This is a genomic window from Cupriavidus sp. 86D6 (assembly GCF_057815095.1).
The window spans coordinates 195,724-209,561 of record NZ_JBYPSB010000003.1; the positions used below are offsets into that span (position 1 = coordinate 195,724).

Here is a 13,838-nt window from a genome sequence, read left to right on the forward strand (position 1 = left end):
TCAGCGAGTCAATCCAGCAACCCCCTCGCGCGCGCAATTGCCACCACTTCGGTACGGCTTTGCGCGCCAAGCTTGGCGCTGATGCGGCGCAGGTGCGATTTCACGGTCAGTTCGGAGACGAAGAGCTTTTCGGCAATCGCGCGATTGCGGTGGCCCAGCGACAGCATCCGCACGACGTCGAGTTCGCGGGCCGTCAGCGCGTCGAGGCCCGCGTCCGGTGCGGGCGGGCTCTGGAATGGCGACGGGGCGGCCGTGCCAGTGTTTTCCGACATGCCCATGCGCGCCAGCAGCGCCGGCACGAACGTCGCGGCCACGCCGGACACCGTGCCACCGCGTTGCGCGGTCATCCACCGCTGCAGCAGGCCGGCCAGCCGGTCGCCTTCGTCGACGAAGGTGCGGATCAGTCCCTCGTGGCTGGCCACGCGCAGTGCGGCGGTCAGCGCGTCGAAGGCGGCCCGTGCCTCGCCCACCGAATCGAGCGCCATCGCAAGCAGCAACCGCAGCTTGAGCAGGCGCCAGTGGCGCTGCTGTGCGGCAGCCGCGGCGATGGCGGCAGCCAGTGCATCGCACACCGCGCGACTGCCGCCGCGGGCAATGTCGAGCCGCCAGCGCGCTATCGTCGGGGTATCCACCTCATTGCCGTAGCCGGCGTCGTCGAGGGCTTCCCATGCGCCGTGCGCCTGCGCGGCATCGAGCGACTGGGCGGCGGCATCGAGTGCGCCGTCGAGCGTGGCCACACGCGCGCGCTCGAGCCACGCCGAGCAGATCGCCCGCTGCGATTGCACCTGGCGGCCCAGTTCATCGAGTTCGTGCAAGCGGCGGTGCCAGAGGTCGCGATCGCCGCGCGCCAGCGCAATCCGGGCGCTGAGGATATGGCAGGTCGTCATCGAATCGACCGGGCCGGTCATCTTGGCAAACGGCAGCGTGTCGTTGACAAAGCGCGCCGCTTCATCGATCTGGTCCGATTCATAGAGCAGCAGCCCCAGGATCACGCCCGCCGCGGCGCGGCCGCCGGTGACCGCGTCCGGACGCTCATGCCACGCCTGCTGTGCCGTGCGCAGCCGGGCCATCGAACGTCCCAGCCTGCCGTGGATCAGGTCGATGATGCTCTCCAGGCAGTCGGCCACGCTGCGCAGCAATGCGGCACCGGGCGCCGCCCCGAGCCGACCGCTGGCGCCGGCATGGGCCAGCACCTGGCGCGCTTCGTCGTGCCGGCGCCCCGACACCAGGCCATACGCGACCGAATTGGCCAGCATCCAGTACTGGAACGAGTCGTCGGGTGGCAGGCGGTCGAGCAGCGGCAGCCCGGTGCGGCGGCAGGCATCGATCTGGTCCGTCATCGCGAACAGCACGCAGCGTAGCGTTTCGGCCTGCAGCTGCACCGCCTCGCGTGCCGCGTCGGCCATCGTGTCGTCTGCAATCTGCTGCACCGTGGCCATGGCTTCGTCGAAGCGGCGGTTCAGCAGCAGGGTCCACGCGGCGCTGATACGTACGCGCGGGTCGGCGGTACGCAGCTTGTCGCGGACCAGATCGAACCACCGGGACAGCAGCCTGACGCGCCCGTTGTTGAGCAGGGCGTCGGCGTGCTGTGCCATCAGTGCGATGGCTTCGTGGTGCAGGCCCGCGCGCAGCAGATGGTCGATGGCAGGGACGGGCCGGTCGGCCGCCAGATACCAGCGCGCTGCCGCCGCGTGCAGCGCGGTTTCGCGTGCCGGGTCGAGGGCGTGCAGCCGATGCTGCAGGAAGCTGGCGAACAGGCTGTGGTAGCGGTACTCGTCGTGCTCGCCGTTGAGCGGGAACAGGAACAGGTTGTTGCGCTCGAGCGTGGCCAGCATGGCCTGGCTATCGGTGCGGCCCAGGATGGCATCGCACAGCGGTGCCGACAGTTGCGACAGGATGCTGGTTTCGAGCAGGAAGCTGCGCACCGCGTCGGTCTGCCCGCCGAGGATGTCCTCGGCGAGATACTCGGCCAGCTCGGTGTTCGAGCCCGAAAACGACGAGACAAAGCGGCCGTATTCGGTGCGCTGGCGCAGCGACAGCGTGGCGAGGAAGATGGCGGTCGCCCAGCCCTCGGTATAGCGGTGCAGCCTGGATATCTCCGCATCGCCGAGCGGCAGGCCGCATTTGTCGCGGATGAACACCGTGGCTTCGGGCAGGGTGAAGCGCAGTGCGCCAGGCTGGAGTTCCAGCAGGTTGCCTCGGGCGCGGAGGCGGCCCAGGCCGAGCGCAGGCATGGTGCGCGAGGCCACCACCAGCGTGCCGACGGGCGGCAGCGACTCCAGCAGCAGCTGCACGAAGTTCAGCACGGATTCGCTCTGGATCGTTTCGAAGTCGTCGAGCAGGATCGCGAACGGTGCCTTCTGCGAGGCCACGGCGGCAATCACGCTGGCCGCCAGCCGTTCGGCGGAGGCCGATGCCTGCGGCGTGTCGGGCGCGAGTGCGCGGAGCCCCGCGCCAAGGTGCCCCAGGAAGCGCGGCAGGTCGTTGTCGGCGGCATCCAGCCGCATCCACGCCGTGGTGTGCCCCAGCGACTGCCGTGCGGCCACGTACTGCTGCATCAGCGTGGTCTTGCCGAAGCCGGCCGGCGCACGGATCAGCACCAGCCGCGCGCTGTGGGCGGCCAGCATGCTGTCGACCAGATGCGGACGTGCCAGATGGGAATCGGCACAGGCCGGTGGCACCAGTTTCGACGCAACAATCGTCGGCATCGTCGGCATCGCCTGTGGCCTCGCGGTGCCGTCGGCGTCGTGCCGCCGCGCACCCGGCGGGCTGGGCTGCATGGCGGAGGGTCTCCTGGATCGATGTTCTTGTGGCCGCGATTGTTACATGGGTTTTGCGCGCATGGATACCCGGGGCCGCCCCGGTTTGCGGCAGGCGAAGGCCCGATTCGCAAATCGCAAATACGAGAAGGCGGCGCCCCGTACTATCGTTGGGCGGCATGCCTACCCGATGACTTCCAGACTCCCACGATGACCCTCCCATCCATGGTGCCCGCATCGACCGCCTGCCGCGCTGCGCACTGGCCGTCAGGGCTACCGCGCACGATCCACGTACCGGCCACCAGCCTGGTCTACAACGTCGAACACGCGGCGCGCCGCTATCCCGGCAAGACGGCCATCCAGTACTTTGGCACCGCCATTCCGTACACGCAGCTGCTGCAAGAGATCGAGCGGCTGGCCGGCTACCTGCAGCACGACTGCGGCGTCCAGCCCGGCGACCGCGTGATGCTGTGCGCGCAGAACTGCCCGCAATACATCATTGCCAGTTACGCAATTCTGCGGGCCGAGGCCGTGCTGGTGCCGGCCAACCCGATGTGGCTGACGGGCGAGATCGAACATGTGGCGGCCGACAGCGGCGCACGCGTGGCGATCGTTGCCGAAGACCTCTATGCGCAGGTGGCGCCGCTGCACGGGCAGGCCATCGAGCGCGTCATCACCTTTGCCTATGCCGATGCGCTGGCCGACGACGGCGGCCTGCCGGTGCCCGGGTGGGTACGGGATCGCAACCCGCCGCCGGCGTCCGGCATGGCCGGGCCGGCCACGACGTGGCTGGCGGCGATGGCGGCGCAGCGCGTGCCGTGGCCGCACCAAGCCGGCCCGGAAACCCTGGCGCTGCTGGCCTACACATCGGGCACCACCGGACGGCCGAAGGGATGCATGCACACGCATCGCTCGCTGATGTGCGCGGCGGCCGGTTCGCAGGTCTGGCGCGCGAACGGGCCCGAGAGCGTGTTCCTGGCCGTGGCGCCGCTGTTCCACATGCTGGGCCTGCAGAACGGCATGCACGCACCGCTGTACCTGGGCGCGACCATCGTGCTGATGCCGCGCTGGGATGCGGCGCTGGCGGCGGCGCTGATCGAGCGTTTCGGGGTCACCAACTGGAATGCACCCCCGGCGATGCTGGTGGACTTCTTTGCGCAGCCCGGCATCGATGCCCGCGACCTGTCCAGCCTGGCGTTTCTGGGCGGCGGTGGCGCGGCCATGCCCGAAGCGGTTGCCACCACGCTGCAAACGCGCTTCGGGCTGCCCTATGTGGAAGCGTATGGCATGACCGAGACGGCGGCGTTCATCCTGTCGAATCCGCGCCATCGCGCCAAGCGCGAGTGCCTGGGCGTGGCCACGTTTGGCGTGGATGCCCGCGTGGTGGACCCGGCCACGCTTACCGAGCTGCCGCCCGGCGAAACCGGCGAGATCGTGCTGCACGGCGGACAGATCATGGCCGGCTACTGGCGCAATGCCGAGGCCGACGCCGAAACCTTCATCGACATCGACGGCAAGCGCTTCCTGCGCACGGGCGACCTGGGCTACGTGGACGACGAGGGCTACTTCTTCATGCGCGACCGGCTCAAGCGCATGATCAACGCCAACGGCTACAAGGTATGGCCCGCGGAGGTGGAAAGCCTGCTGTACGGCCATCCGGCCATCCACGAGGCCTGCGTGGTGGCCGCCCGGGATGCCCGCCGGGGCGAAACGGTAAAGGCCGTGGTGGTGCTCAAGCCGGGGCAGCATGGGGCGCCCGGCACCGACGAGGCGTCGATCATCGCGTGGTGCCGAGAGCACATGGCGACCTACAAGGCGCCGCGCATCGTCCGCTTCGTGGAGGCTTTGCCCAAGTCCGGTACGGGGAAGATCCAGTGGCGCCTGCTGCAGGAGATGGACGACTGACGCGGTCCATTGTTGATTTCAGATCAACATTAATTCGCCAATACGCAGCTTAATCAGCAAAGGTAACTTCGGCATACTGCGGTCATTCCAGCTGGACCGAATCCGCAATTTCACAGGAGTTACCCGATGAGCATCCCGTCTTTTGGTGTTGGCACGTTCCGTCTGACCGGCCAGGCCGCCGTGGATTCGGTGCGTAACGCGCTGGATCTGGGCTACCGGGCGGTCGATACCGCGCAGATCTATGGCAACGAGGCCGACGTGGGCCAGGCCATCGACGAAAGCGGCGTCAAGCGCGACGCGCTGTTCGTGACCACCAAGATCTGGACCGAGAACTACGCCGCCGACAAGCTCGTGCCGAGCCTGCGCGAGAGCCTGGACAAGCTGCGCACCGACTACGTGGACCTGACGCTGATCCACTGGCCGGCGCCGGGCAATGGCGTGTCGCTGCCCGAGTTCATGGGCGCGCTGGCCGAGGCCAAGGCGCGCGGCCTGACGCGCCAGATTGGCGTGTCGAACTTCAATATCGCGCTGACGCAGCAGGCCATCGACGTGGTGGGCCGGGGCGAGATCGCGACCAACCAGATCGAACTGAGCCCGTACCTGCAGAACCGCAAGCTCACCGCATACCTGAAGGAACAGGGCGTTGCCGTGACGTCGTACATGACGCTGGCCTACGGCAAGGTGCTGAAGGACCCGGTGCTGGCGCGCATCGCCGCGAAGCACCACGCCACGGTGGCGCAGGTGGCGCTGGCCTGGGCGCTGCAGCTTGGCTACGCGGTGATTCCGTCGTCGACGAAGCGCGAGAACCTGGCCAGCAACCTGCTGGCGCGCGACCTGAAGCTCGATGCCGACGACATGGCGGCCATCGCCGCGCTGGAGCGCAACGGCCGCGAGGTCAGCCCCGCGGCCCTGGCGCCGGCGTGGGACTGATCCGATCGATCCACACAGGAGTTTCCCGATGACCCATCCTTCGATCGATACCATTTCGCAAGCACCGCTGTTCCAGCCCCTGGCGCTGGGCGGCCTGACCCTGCCCAACCGCATCGTCATGCCGCCAATGACGCGTTCGCGCGCCAGCCAGCCCGGCGATGTGCCCAACGCGCTGATGGCGGAGTACTACGCCCAGCGCGCCGGCGCCGGCCTGATCGTCAGCGAAGGCACGTGGATTTCGCCGCTGGGCAAGGGCTATGCGTGGACGCCTGGCATCCATACGCCCGAGCAGGTGGCCGGCTGGCGCAAGGTCACGCACGCCGTGCATGCCGCCGGCGGCCGCATCTTCGCGCAACTCTGGCACGTGGGCCGGCTCAGCCATATCAGCCTGCTGGACGGCCAGTCTCCGGTCTCGTCGTCGGCGATCCAGGCACAGGGCGTCAACGTCTTCGTGGCCGAGCGCGACGGCACGCCGGGCTTCGTGCAGGCATCGCAGCCGCGTGCGCTGACCGTGGACGAGATCCACGCCATCGTCGACGAATACCGCCAGGCCGCGCGCAATGCGATGGCGGCCGGTTTCGACGGCGTGGAGCTGCACGCCGCCAATGGATACCTGGTCAACCAGTTCATCGACTCCGGGGCCAACCACCGCACCGACGAATACGGCGGATCGCTGGACAACCGCCTGCGCTTCCTGGGCGAGGTGGCCCAGGCGCTGATCGAGGGCACGGGCGGCAAGGACCGGGTCGGCATCCGCCTGGCGCCGCTGACCACGCTGAACGGCTGCGTCGATGCGGACCCGGAAACCACCTATACGGCGGCGGCGAAGCGGCTGGGAGAACTGGGCGTGGGCTATATCCACATTGCCGAGGCCGACTGGGACGATGCCCCGCATATGCCGCTGGCGTTCAAGCAGCGCCTGCGCGAGGTATTCCCGGGCGCGCTGATCTACGCCGGCAAGTACACCGCCGAGCGCGCCAATGCCGCGCTGCGCGAAGGCTGGGCCGACCTGATCGCCTTCGGCCGTCCGTTCGTGGCCAATCCCGATCTGCCCGAGCGCCTGCGCACCGGGGCCGCGCTGAACCCGCACGACCGCAACACGCTGTTCGGCGGCGGGGCACAGGGGCTGACCGACTATCCCGCGCTGTCCGCCAGGGCCGCCTGATATATACAGCCATGCAGGACGGGGGCACCCGGACGCGTTCCAAAGGAACTCATAGCGGTTTTACTAGTCAATTGTTGCGTTCGGTTACAATGCTGTGCCGCAGCAATGTCGTCGGCATTGTCTGCCCAATGTCTGCAATCGCGCCCCCATCTTGCTACGTTTCGTTCTCTTCCTGCTGACTGCCATGTGCCTGTCCGCGCTGTCCTATTCGGCAGCGGCGAACGTGCGCGCGGCTGCGCCGCAAGTCGAGCCAGCGATCCAGGCGGTCAGTGCGGCACAGGCCGAGGTGCCCGACTATGCATCACTGGCAACCGGCGACGACCTGGCCCAGCTGGTGCTGCCGGGCGACCCCGACTTCGGTGCCGACGACGAGGTCGTCGATGATGGCCCGCCGCCGGGCTACTGCAATATCTGGTCGGCTGACCTGCTCGACCCGCTCGATCTGTTCGATGCGGTCGACGAAACCAGCGCCCTCTTTGTCCTCCCCAATTTCGAACCCGCCGAATCCGTGAGCGACCGCTTCCAGGCGCCCACCGCGCGTACCACGTTCGAATCCGAAGGCCTGTTCCGGCCGCCCAATCTCCTCGCCTGAGTCTCCCGGCCACCGTTCCGGCTGATGCCCGGACGGTGCGCTCGTCCTTGCCCTTGCGCCCCCTGATGCCCGCGACCGCCCTGCGTCGCGGCTGAAAGCGTTTGCCGTTTGCCCCCGGCGTCCCGATGCCGGCCGGCACGCGGCGCGCCTGCAGTGGGTGGCCGGGCAAGCCGTACCGTTTGAACCATTCCGACATGAAGACCAAGAAATCGTTGACCTGGGTCGCGTCGCTGTCGTTCGTGGCGGCGCCGGCCTGGGCCGTTCAGCCCGTGCCAGCCCCCGCGCCCGCCAACGCACCCGCGAAAATGGCCCATACCGGGACGCAGGCCGGCGCTGGCCAGTTGCCCGCTGCGACACCGGCCACCGGCACCACGGCGCCTGGCATGAAGCTGGCGGCCAAGGCCATGCCGCGTGCCACCACGCCCGAGGCGGAATCCTTCGGATTGCCGCAGTTGCTGGAACTCGCGCAATCGACCAACAAGGGCGCGGAGGCCGCGCAGGCCAATGTGGATGCTGCGACTGCCGCCATCAGCAGCGCCCGCGCGTATCCGAACCCGCAGGTGGAAGTGATGTACGGGCGGCTGTCCGGCAAGCAGCCCGGCGTGGCCAGCGGCAACGCGCCGTCGTACGCCGTGGTCCAGAAGTTCGACTATCCGAATCAGCGCAACCTGCGCCAGCAGATGGCCGGCCGTGGGCTTGAGGCATCCGAGGCCCAGCGCCAGACCTTCCGTGCCGAGCTGGCCGCGCGGGTCAAGACGGCGTACTTCCAGGTGCTGCGGCGCGAGACCGAACTGGCCGCCGCGCGTGAGGACCTGAACCTGATGCGCCAGATCCAGGAGCGCGCCAAGGTGCGCGTGGATGTGGGCGAAGCGCCACGCTACGAGCTGATCAAGGCCGATACCGAACTGCTGGCGGCGCAGAAGACGCTGCAGACGGCCGAACTGCGCGTCGATCAGTCCAAGGCCACGCTGCGTCAGCAGGTGGGCGGCGCCATGCCGGTGCGCTTTGGGCTGGTGGGCAGCCTGGCCAATACGCCCGACGTGCCGAACCTGGCCGTGCTGCGCGACAGCATGCAGGCCAACAACGCCGAACTGAACCAGCGCCGCAGCGAACTGGAACGCGCCCGCCTGGGCGTGGACTACCAGCGTTCGCTGCGCTGGCCCGAGGTGTCGCTGCGCGCCAGTACCGATCGCCAGCCGGACAACAACGTCTCGCAGATCGGCCTGGTGATGACGATTCCGTTGTGGGACCGCCGCAGCGGCCCGGTGGGCGAAGCCACGGCACAGGCCACGCAGGCGCGTACCGCGCTGGAGGCGCGCGAGTTCGAACTCACGCAGGAGCTGGACACCGCCTACCAGCAGTACGAGATCACGCAGGCGCAGGTCACCGCGCTGGAATCGGGGATCGTGCGCGAAGCCGAATCGGCGCTGGGCGTGGCGGAAGCCGCCTACCGCTTTGGCGAGCGCGGCATTCTCGACTATCTCGACGCCCAGCGCGTGCTGCGCAATGCGCGCAGCGAACTGATCAACGCGCAGTACGAACTGCAGATCGCCGCCATCCAGATCGAAAAGCTCATGTCGGCCACGCCCGGCGCCGCTGCCATCGTGCCCTCCCGGCCCGTCTCCCAGAATCTGAACTGAACATGCGTCCCTCTCATTCCCTGCTTTCCATTGCCGCCGCCGTCGTGATGGTGATGTCGCTGGCCGGCTGCTCCAAGGAACCCGAAGCCGTTGCCGAGGCGCCCAAGCTGCCGCCCGGCATCGTCAAGGCCGAAGACAACCTGCAGAAGACCCTCAAGGTGGCACCCGTGGCATCGTCCCCGTTCAGCGAGATGCTGCGCGTGGCGGGCCGTATCGACTTCGACGAACAGCGTGTGTCGCGCATCGGCGCCACCGTCACCGGCCGTGTGACCGATCTCTACGCCATCCTGGGCGATGAAGTGAAGGCCGGCCAGGTGCTGGCCCGCCTGCACAGCAGCGAACTTGGCGCCGCGCAGATGGCCTTCCTGAAGGCCGAGGCCCAGAACGACCTGCAGGCCCGCAATGCCGAGCGTGCGCGGCAGCTGTTCGACGCCGACGTGATCGGCCGCGCCGAACTGCAGCGCCGCCAGAGCGAATACGCGATTGCCGCCGCGGAGATGCGTGCCTATCGCGACCAGCTGCGCGTGCTGGGCATGTCCGCGCAGGCCATTGCCACGCTGGCGAAGAACGGCAGCATCGAGTCGTATTCGCCGGTGTTTTCCAGCATCAGCGGCACGGTGGTGGAGCGCAACGTGGCCCAGGGCCAGGTGGTGCAGCCGGCCGACGCGCTGTACACCGTGGCCGACCTGTCGCGGGTCTGGGTGGTGGCCGAGGTGCCCGAGCAGCAGGCGGCCCAGGTGGCCGAAGGCCAGGCCGTCGACATCGAGGTGCCGTCCCTGGCCAATACCAACGGCCGCATCACGGGCAAGCTGATCTACGTGGGCCGTACCGTGAATCCGCAATCGCGCACGGTGTTGGTCCGTACCGAGCTGGAGAACAAGGAAGGGCGCCTGAAGCCGGCCATGCTGGCCAGCATGCTGATCGCGGGCAAGCCCGTCGATACGCTGGTGGTGCCCGGTTCGGCGGTGGTGCGCGACGGCAACGACGAGCAGGTCTACGTGGAAATGGCGCCCGGCCAGTATCGCCTGACCAAGGTGAAGCTGGGTTCGGAAAGCGACGGCATGCGCGTGGTGCAGAGCGGTATCAAGGCGGGCGATCGCGTGGTCGTGGAGGGTGCGTTCCACCTCGACAACGAACGCAAGCGCCTGGAACAGGGGTAAGCCGCCATGATGACATCGCTTGTGGAGGCCGCGATCAAGCAGCGGCTGGTGGTGTGTGTGGTGGCGGTGGTGCTGTTCTTCTTTGGCCTGCGCGCGGCCGGCAAGCTGTCGGTCGATGCCTTCCCGGACGTGACCAACGTCCAGGTGCAGATCGCCACCGAAGCCACCGGCCGCTCGCCCGAGGAGGTGGAGCGCTTTGTCACCGTGCCCATCGAAATGTCGATGACGGGCCTGCCCGGACTCGAAGAGATGCGCTCGCTGAACAAGGCCGGCCTGTCGCTGATCACGCTCGTGTTCACGGACAAGACCGACGTGTACTTCGCGCGGCAGCTCGTCATGGAGCGGCTGATCGAGGTGTCCGGCCGCATGCCGGAAGGCGTGACGCCGGTGCTGGGGCCGGTGTCCACGGGGCTGGGCGAGGTCTACCAGTACACGCTGGACCGCCCCGACGACGGTGACCGCGAACTGACGCAGGAAGAGCTGGCCGAGCGCCGCATCGCGCAGGACTGGGTGGTGCGCCCGCTGCTGCGATCGATCCCGGGCGTGGCCGAAATCAACTCGCAGGGCGGCTACGTGCGGCAGTACCAGGCACTGGTCAACCCGGAGCGCATGCGGCACTACGAGGTCAGCCTGCAGCAGGTGTACCAGGCGCTGGCGCGCAACAACGCCAACTCGGGCGGCGGCGTACTGCCGCACTACGCGGAGCAGTACCTGATTCGCGGCGTGGGGCTGGCCAAGGGCGTGGACGATATCGGCAGCATCGTGCTCAAGGAGATCAACGGCACGCCGGTCTACCTGCGCGACGTGGCGCAGGTGACGATCGGCCACGAGGTGCGGCAGGGGGCCGTGGTCAAGAACGGCCAGACCGAAGCCGTGGGCGGCATCGTGATGATGATGCGCGCCGGCAACGCCAAGGAGGTGGTGAGCCGCGTCAAGGCGCGTGTGGCGGAGATCAACGAGAAGGGCATGATCCCCGGTGGCCTGCAGATCGTGCCGTACTACGACCGCAGCGAACTGGTGGACGCCGCGCTGTGGACGGTCACCAAGGTGCTGCTCGAAGGCGTGGTGCTGGTGGTGATCGTGCTGTTCCTGTTCCTGGGGGACGTGCGCTCGTCGGTCATCGTGCTGGCCACGCTGGTGCTGACGCCGTTGCTGACGTTCATGGTGATGAACCGGATCGGGCTGTCGGCCAACCTGATGTCGCTGGGAGGGCTGGCCATCGCCATCGGCCTGATGGTGGATGGCTCGGTGGTGGTCGTCGAGAACGCGTTCGAGCGGCTGGGCCATGCGGACAAGTCGGGGCTGACCCGCAACCAGATCCTGGTCAAGGCGGTGCAGGAAGTGGCCACGCCGGTGATCGTCGGTGTGGGCATCATCATCCTGGTGTTCCTGCCGCTGATGACGCTGCAGGGCATGGAAGGCAAGATGTTTGCGCCGCTGGCCATCACGATCTCGATTGCGCTGGCCATCTCGCTGTTCCTGTCGCTGACGCTGTCGCCGGTGCTGTCGTCGTACCTGCTCAAGGGCGGTGCCGAGCATGACACGCGCGTGATCGCGTTCATGAAGCGGCACTACCTGCGCATGCTGCACTGGGCGCTGCTCAACAGCAGGAAGACAGTGCTGTCGGCGGTGGGCCTGTTCGTGGCCACGGTGATGATCGTGCCGATGCTCGGGACGTCGTTCATTCCGGAAATGAAGGAAGGGTCGATCGTGCCCGCGCTGGACCGCGTGCCGAACATCTCGCTCGAAGAGTCGATCAAGCTGGAACGGCAGGCCAACAAGCTGGTGCTGGAGGTGCCGGGCGTGAAGTCGGTGGTGTCCGGCGTGGGCCGTGGCGAAAGCCCGGCCGATCCGCAGGGCCAGAACGAGTCGACGCCGATCGCCAGCCTCAAGGACCGCGACGAGTGGCCGGAGGGCTGGACGCAGGACGACATCGCCAACGCCATCCGCGAAAAGCTCAAGGCCATACCAGGCGTGCAGATCGTGATGGCGCAGCCGATCTCGGACCGCGTGGACGAGATGGTCAGCGGCGTGCGTTCCGATATCGCCGTGAAGATCTTTGGCGATGATCTCGACCGCCTTCGCGGCCTGGCCGGCGAGATCGCGCGCGTGGCGGGCGGCATCAAGGGTGCGGAGGATGTGCGTATCGAGCGGATTTCGGGCCAGCAGTACCTGTCGATCGAAATCGATCGCCAGGCGATTGCGCGCTACGGGCTGAACGTGTCGGACATCCACGACATCATCGAGATCGCCATCGGCGGCAAGCGCGCCACGGACATCTTCGAGGGCGAGCGCCGCTTTGCGGCGGTGGTACGCCTGCCGGAGGAGTTCCGCGGCAACGTGCAGGCCATCCGCCAGTTGCTGGTGCAGGCGCCCGATGGCGTGCAGGTGCCGCTGCAGAGCGTGGCGAAGATCGAGGTCAGCGATGGCCCGGCGCAGATCAGCCGCGAAATGGCCAAGCGCCGCGTGGTGGTGATGATCAACGTGAAGGACCGCGACCTGGGTGGCTTCGTGGCCGAACTGCAGTCCGCCACGGAGGCCAGGGTCAAGCTGCCGGAGGGCTACTACTACGAGTGGGGCGGCCAGTTCCAGAACATGGAGCGCGCCATGGGCCACCTGAAGCTGATCGTGCCGATCACCATTGCAGCGATCTTCTTCCTGCTGTTCCTGCTGTTCAACTCGCTGCGTTTTGCCACGCTGATCATCACGGTGCTGCCGTTTGCATCGATCGGCGGCATCATCGGGCTGTTCGTCACCGGCGAATACCTGTCTGTGCCGGCCTCGGTGGGCTTTATCGCGCTGTGGGGCATGGCGGTGCTGAACGGGGTGGTGCTGGTGTCGTACATCCGCACGCTCCGCGAGTCGGGCATGTCGCTGCGCAATGCCGTGGTGCGCGGCGCCACCCAGCGATTCCGGCCGGTGATGATGACCGCCACCATTGCCATGCTGGGCCTGGTGCCGTTCCTGTTCTCGGACGGCCCGGGCTCGGAGGTGCAGCGGCCGCTGGCCGTGGTGGTGATCGGCGGGCTGATTACGTCGACGCTGCTGACGCTGGTGATGGTGCCCACGCTGTACCGCTGGTTCGACGACCGCAAGCCCGAACCGCGCGACATGTCCGTGTAATGGCGTGAGCGCGTAAGAGACGTAAGGGATTTTCGCCGCAGTACAATGGCAACCGGCCGGCATGCATCGCGCGTGCCGGCCGTTTTCGTTCTGGAGTACACACCTGTGACAACACACCTGCGCCGCAAGCTCGTGCGGGCCCTGGCCTGCGTGGCCATCGGACTGCCGATGGTGGCAGCCGCCGCCGATGCACCGGTCAATATCGAAATGGGTCAGCGTGGCGGCAGGCCGGAAGCGCCCGAGGCGCCAGTGGCCTGCATGGAGGCTGTCAAGGCCAGGCTGCCGAACCCCGACAAGTTCCGGTGGGTGCAAGGCACCTCGCGCCGCGTGGCGGAGGATGTCTACAGCGTGGTGGGCAGCATCGAATTCGTGAACCAGGCCGGCGAGGCGCGCAAGGGCGAAGCCCAGTGCGACGTGATGCGCGCGCCGGGCAACCAGTTCATCGTGCCGAAGGTTCGCCTGCCGCAGTAATAGGCAGGCAGCGGGCGGTCACCCGACTCGGGCGGCCACACCGACGCTGAACGCCGTCTCACGCGCCTTCCATCACCCCAAGTGATGTGAGCG

At 67.7% G+C, this 13,838-nt stretch carries 9 protein-coding genes; 8 read left to right on the forward strand and 1 reads right to left on the reverse strand.

The features are described 5' to 3' along the window. Positions 1-8: 8 nt before the first annotated feature. Complete coding sequence (locus AC3G88_RS09915; protein ID WP_488893364.1) at positions 9-2,780, reverse strand: winged helix-turn-helix domain-containing protein; 2,772 nt, start codon at positions 2,778-2,780, stop codon at positions 9-11. Between the two features lie 204 nt (positions 2,781-2,984). Between AC3G88_RS09915 and AC3G88_RS09920 the strand changes: the two genes are divergently transcribed. From AC3G88_RS09920 to AC3G88_RS09955, 8 genes are all read left to right on the forward strand, one after another. Continuing rightward, a complete protein-coding gene (locus AC3G88_RS09920; RefSeq protein ID WP_488772834.1) occupies positions 2,985-4,664 on the forward strand; it encodes a long-chain fatty acid--CoA ligase in 1,680 nt (559 codons plus the stop codon). A 126-nt stretch (positions 4,665-4,790) separates the two neighbouring features. Next, complete coding sequence (gene dkgB, locus AC3G88_RS09925) at positions 4,791-5,594, forward strand: 2,5-didehydrogluconate reductase DkgB (protein ID WP_488772676.1); 804 nt, start codon at positions 4,791-4,793, stop codon at positions 5,592-5,594. Positions 5,595-5,646: 52 nt separating this feature from the next. Continuing rightward, the gene (locus AC3G88_RS09930; RefSeq protein ID WP_488772833.1) at positions 5,647-6,759 is read left to right on the forward strand and encodes an alkene reductase; all 1,113 of its coding nucleotides are present in this window, start codon (positions 5,647-5,649) and stop codon (positions 6,757-6,759) included. Between the two features lie 151 nt (positions 6,760-6,910). After that, on the forward strand, positions 6,911-7,351 hold the full coding sequence (locus AC3G88_RS09935; protein ID WP_488772674.1) for an auxiliary protein of the heavy metal cation-transporting efflux system HmyCBA: 441 nt from the start codon (positions 6,911-6,913) through the stop codon (positions 7,349-7,351). Between the two features lie 194 nt (positions 7,352-7,545). Next, the gene (locus AC3G88_RS09940) at positions 7,546-8,991 is read left to right on the forward strand and encodes a TolC family protein (protein ID WP_488772673.1); all 1,446 of its coding nucleotides are present in this window, start codon (positions 7,546-7,548) and stop codon (positions 8,989-8,991) included. 2 nt (positions 8,992-8,993) lie between these two features. Further along, on the forward strand, positions 8,994-10,151 hold the full coding sequence (locus AC3G88_RS09945) for an efflux RND transporter periplasmic adaptor subunit (protein WP_488772672.1): 1,158 nt from the start codon (positions 8,994-8,996) through the stop codon (positions 10,149-10,151). A 6-nt stretch (positions 10,152-10,157) separates the two neighbouring features. Continuing rightward, the gene (locus tag AC3G88_RS09950) at positions 10,158-13,274 is read left to right on the forward strand and encodes an efflux RND transporter permease subunit (protein ID WP_488772670.1); all 3,117 of its coding nucleotides are present in this window, start codon (positions 10,158-10,160) and stop codon (positions 13,272-13,274) included. A 105-nt stretch (positions 13,275-13,379) separates the two neighbouring features. Further along, a complete protein-coding gene (locus AC3G88_RS09955) occupies positions 13,380-13,745 on the forward strand; it encodes a DUF2880 domain-containing protein (RefSeq protein ID WP_488772669.1) in 366 nt (121 codons plus the stop codon). Positions 13,746-13,838: the final 93 nt, after the last annotated feature.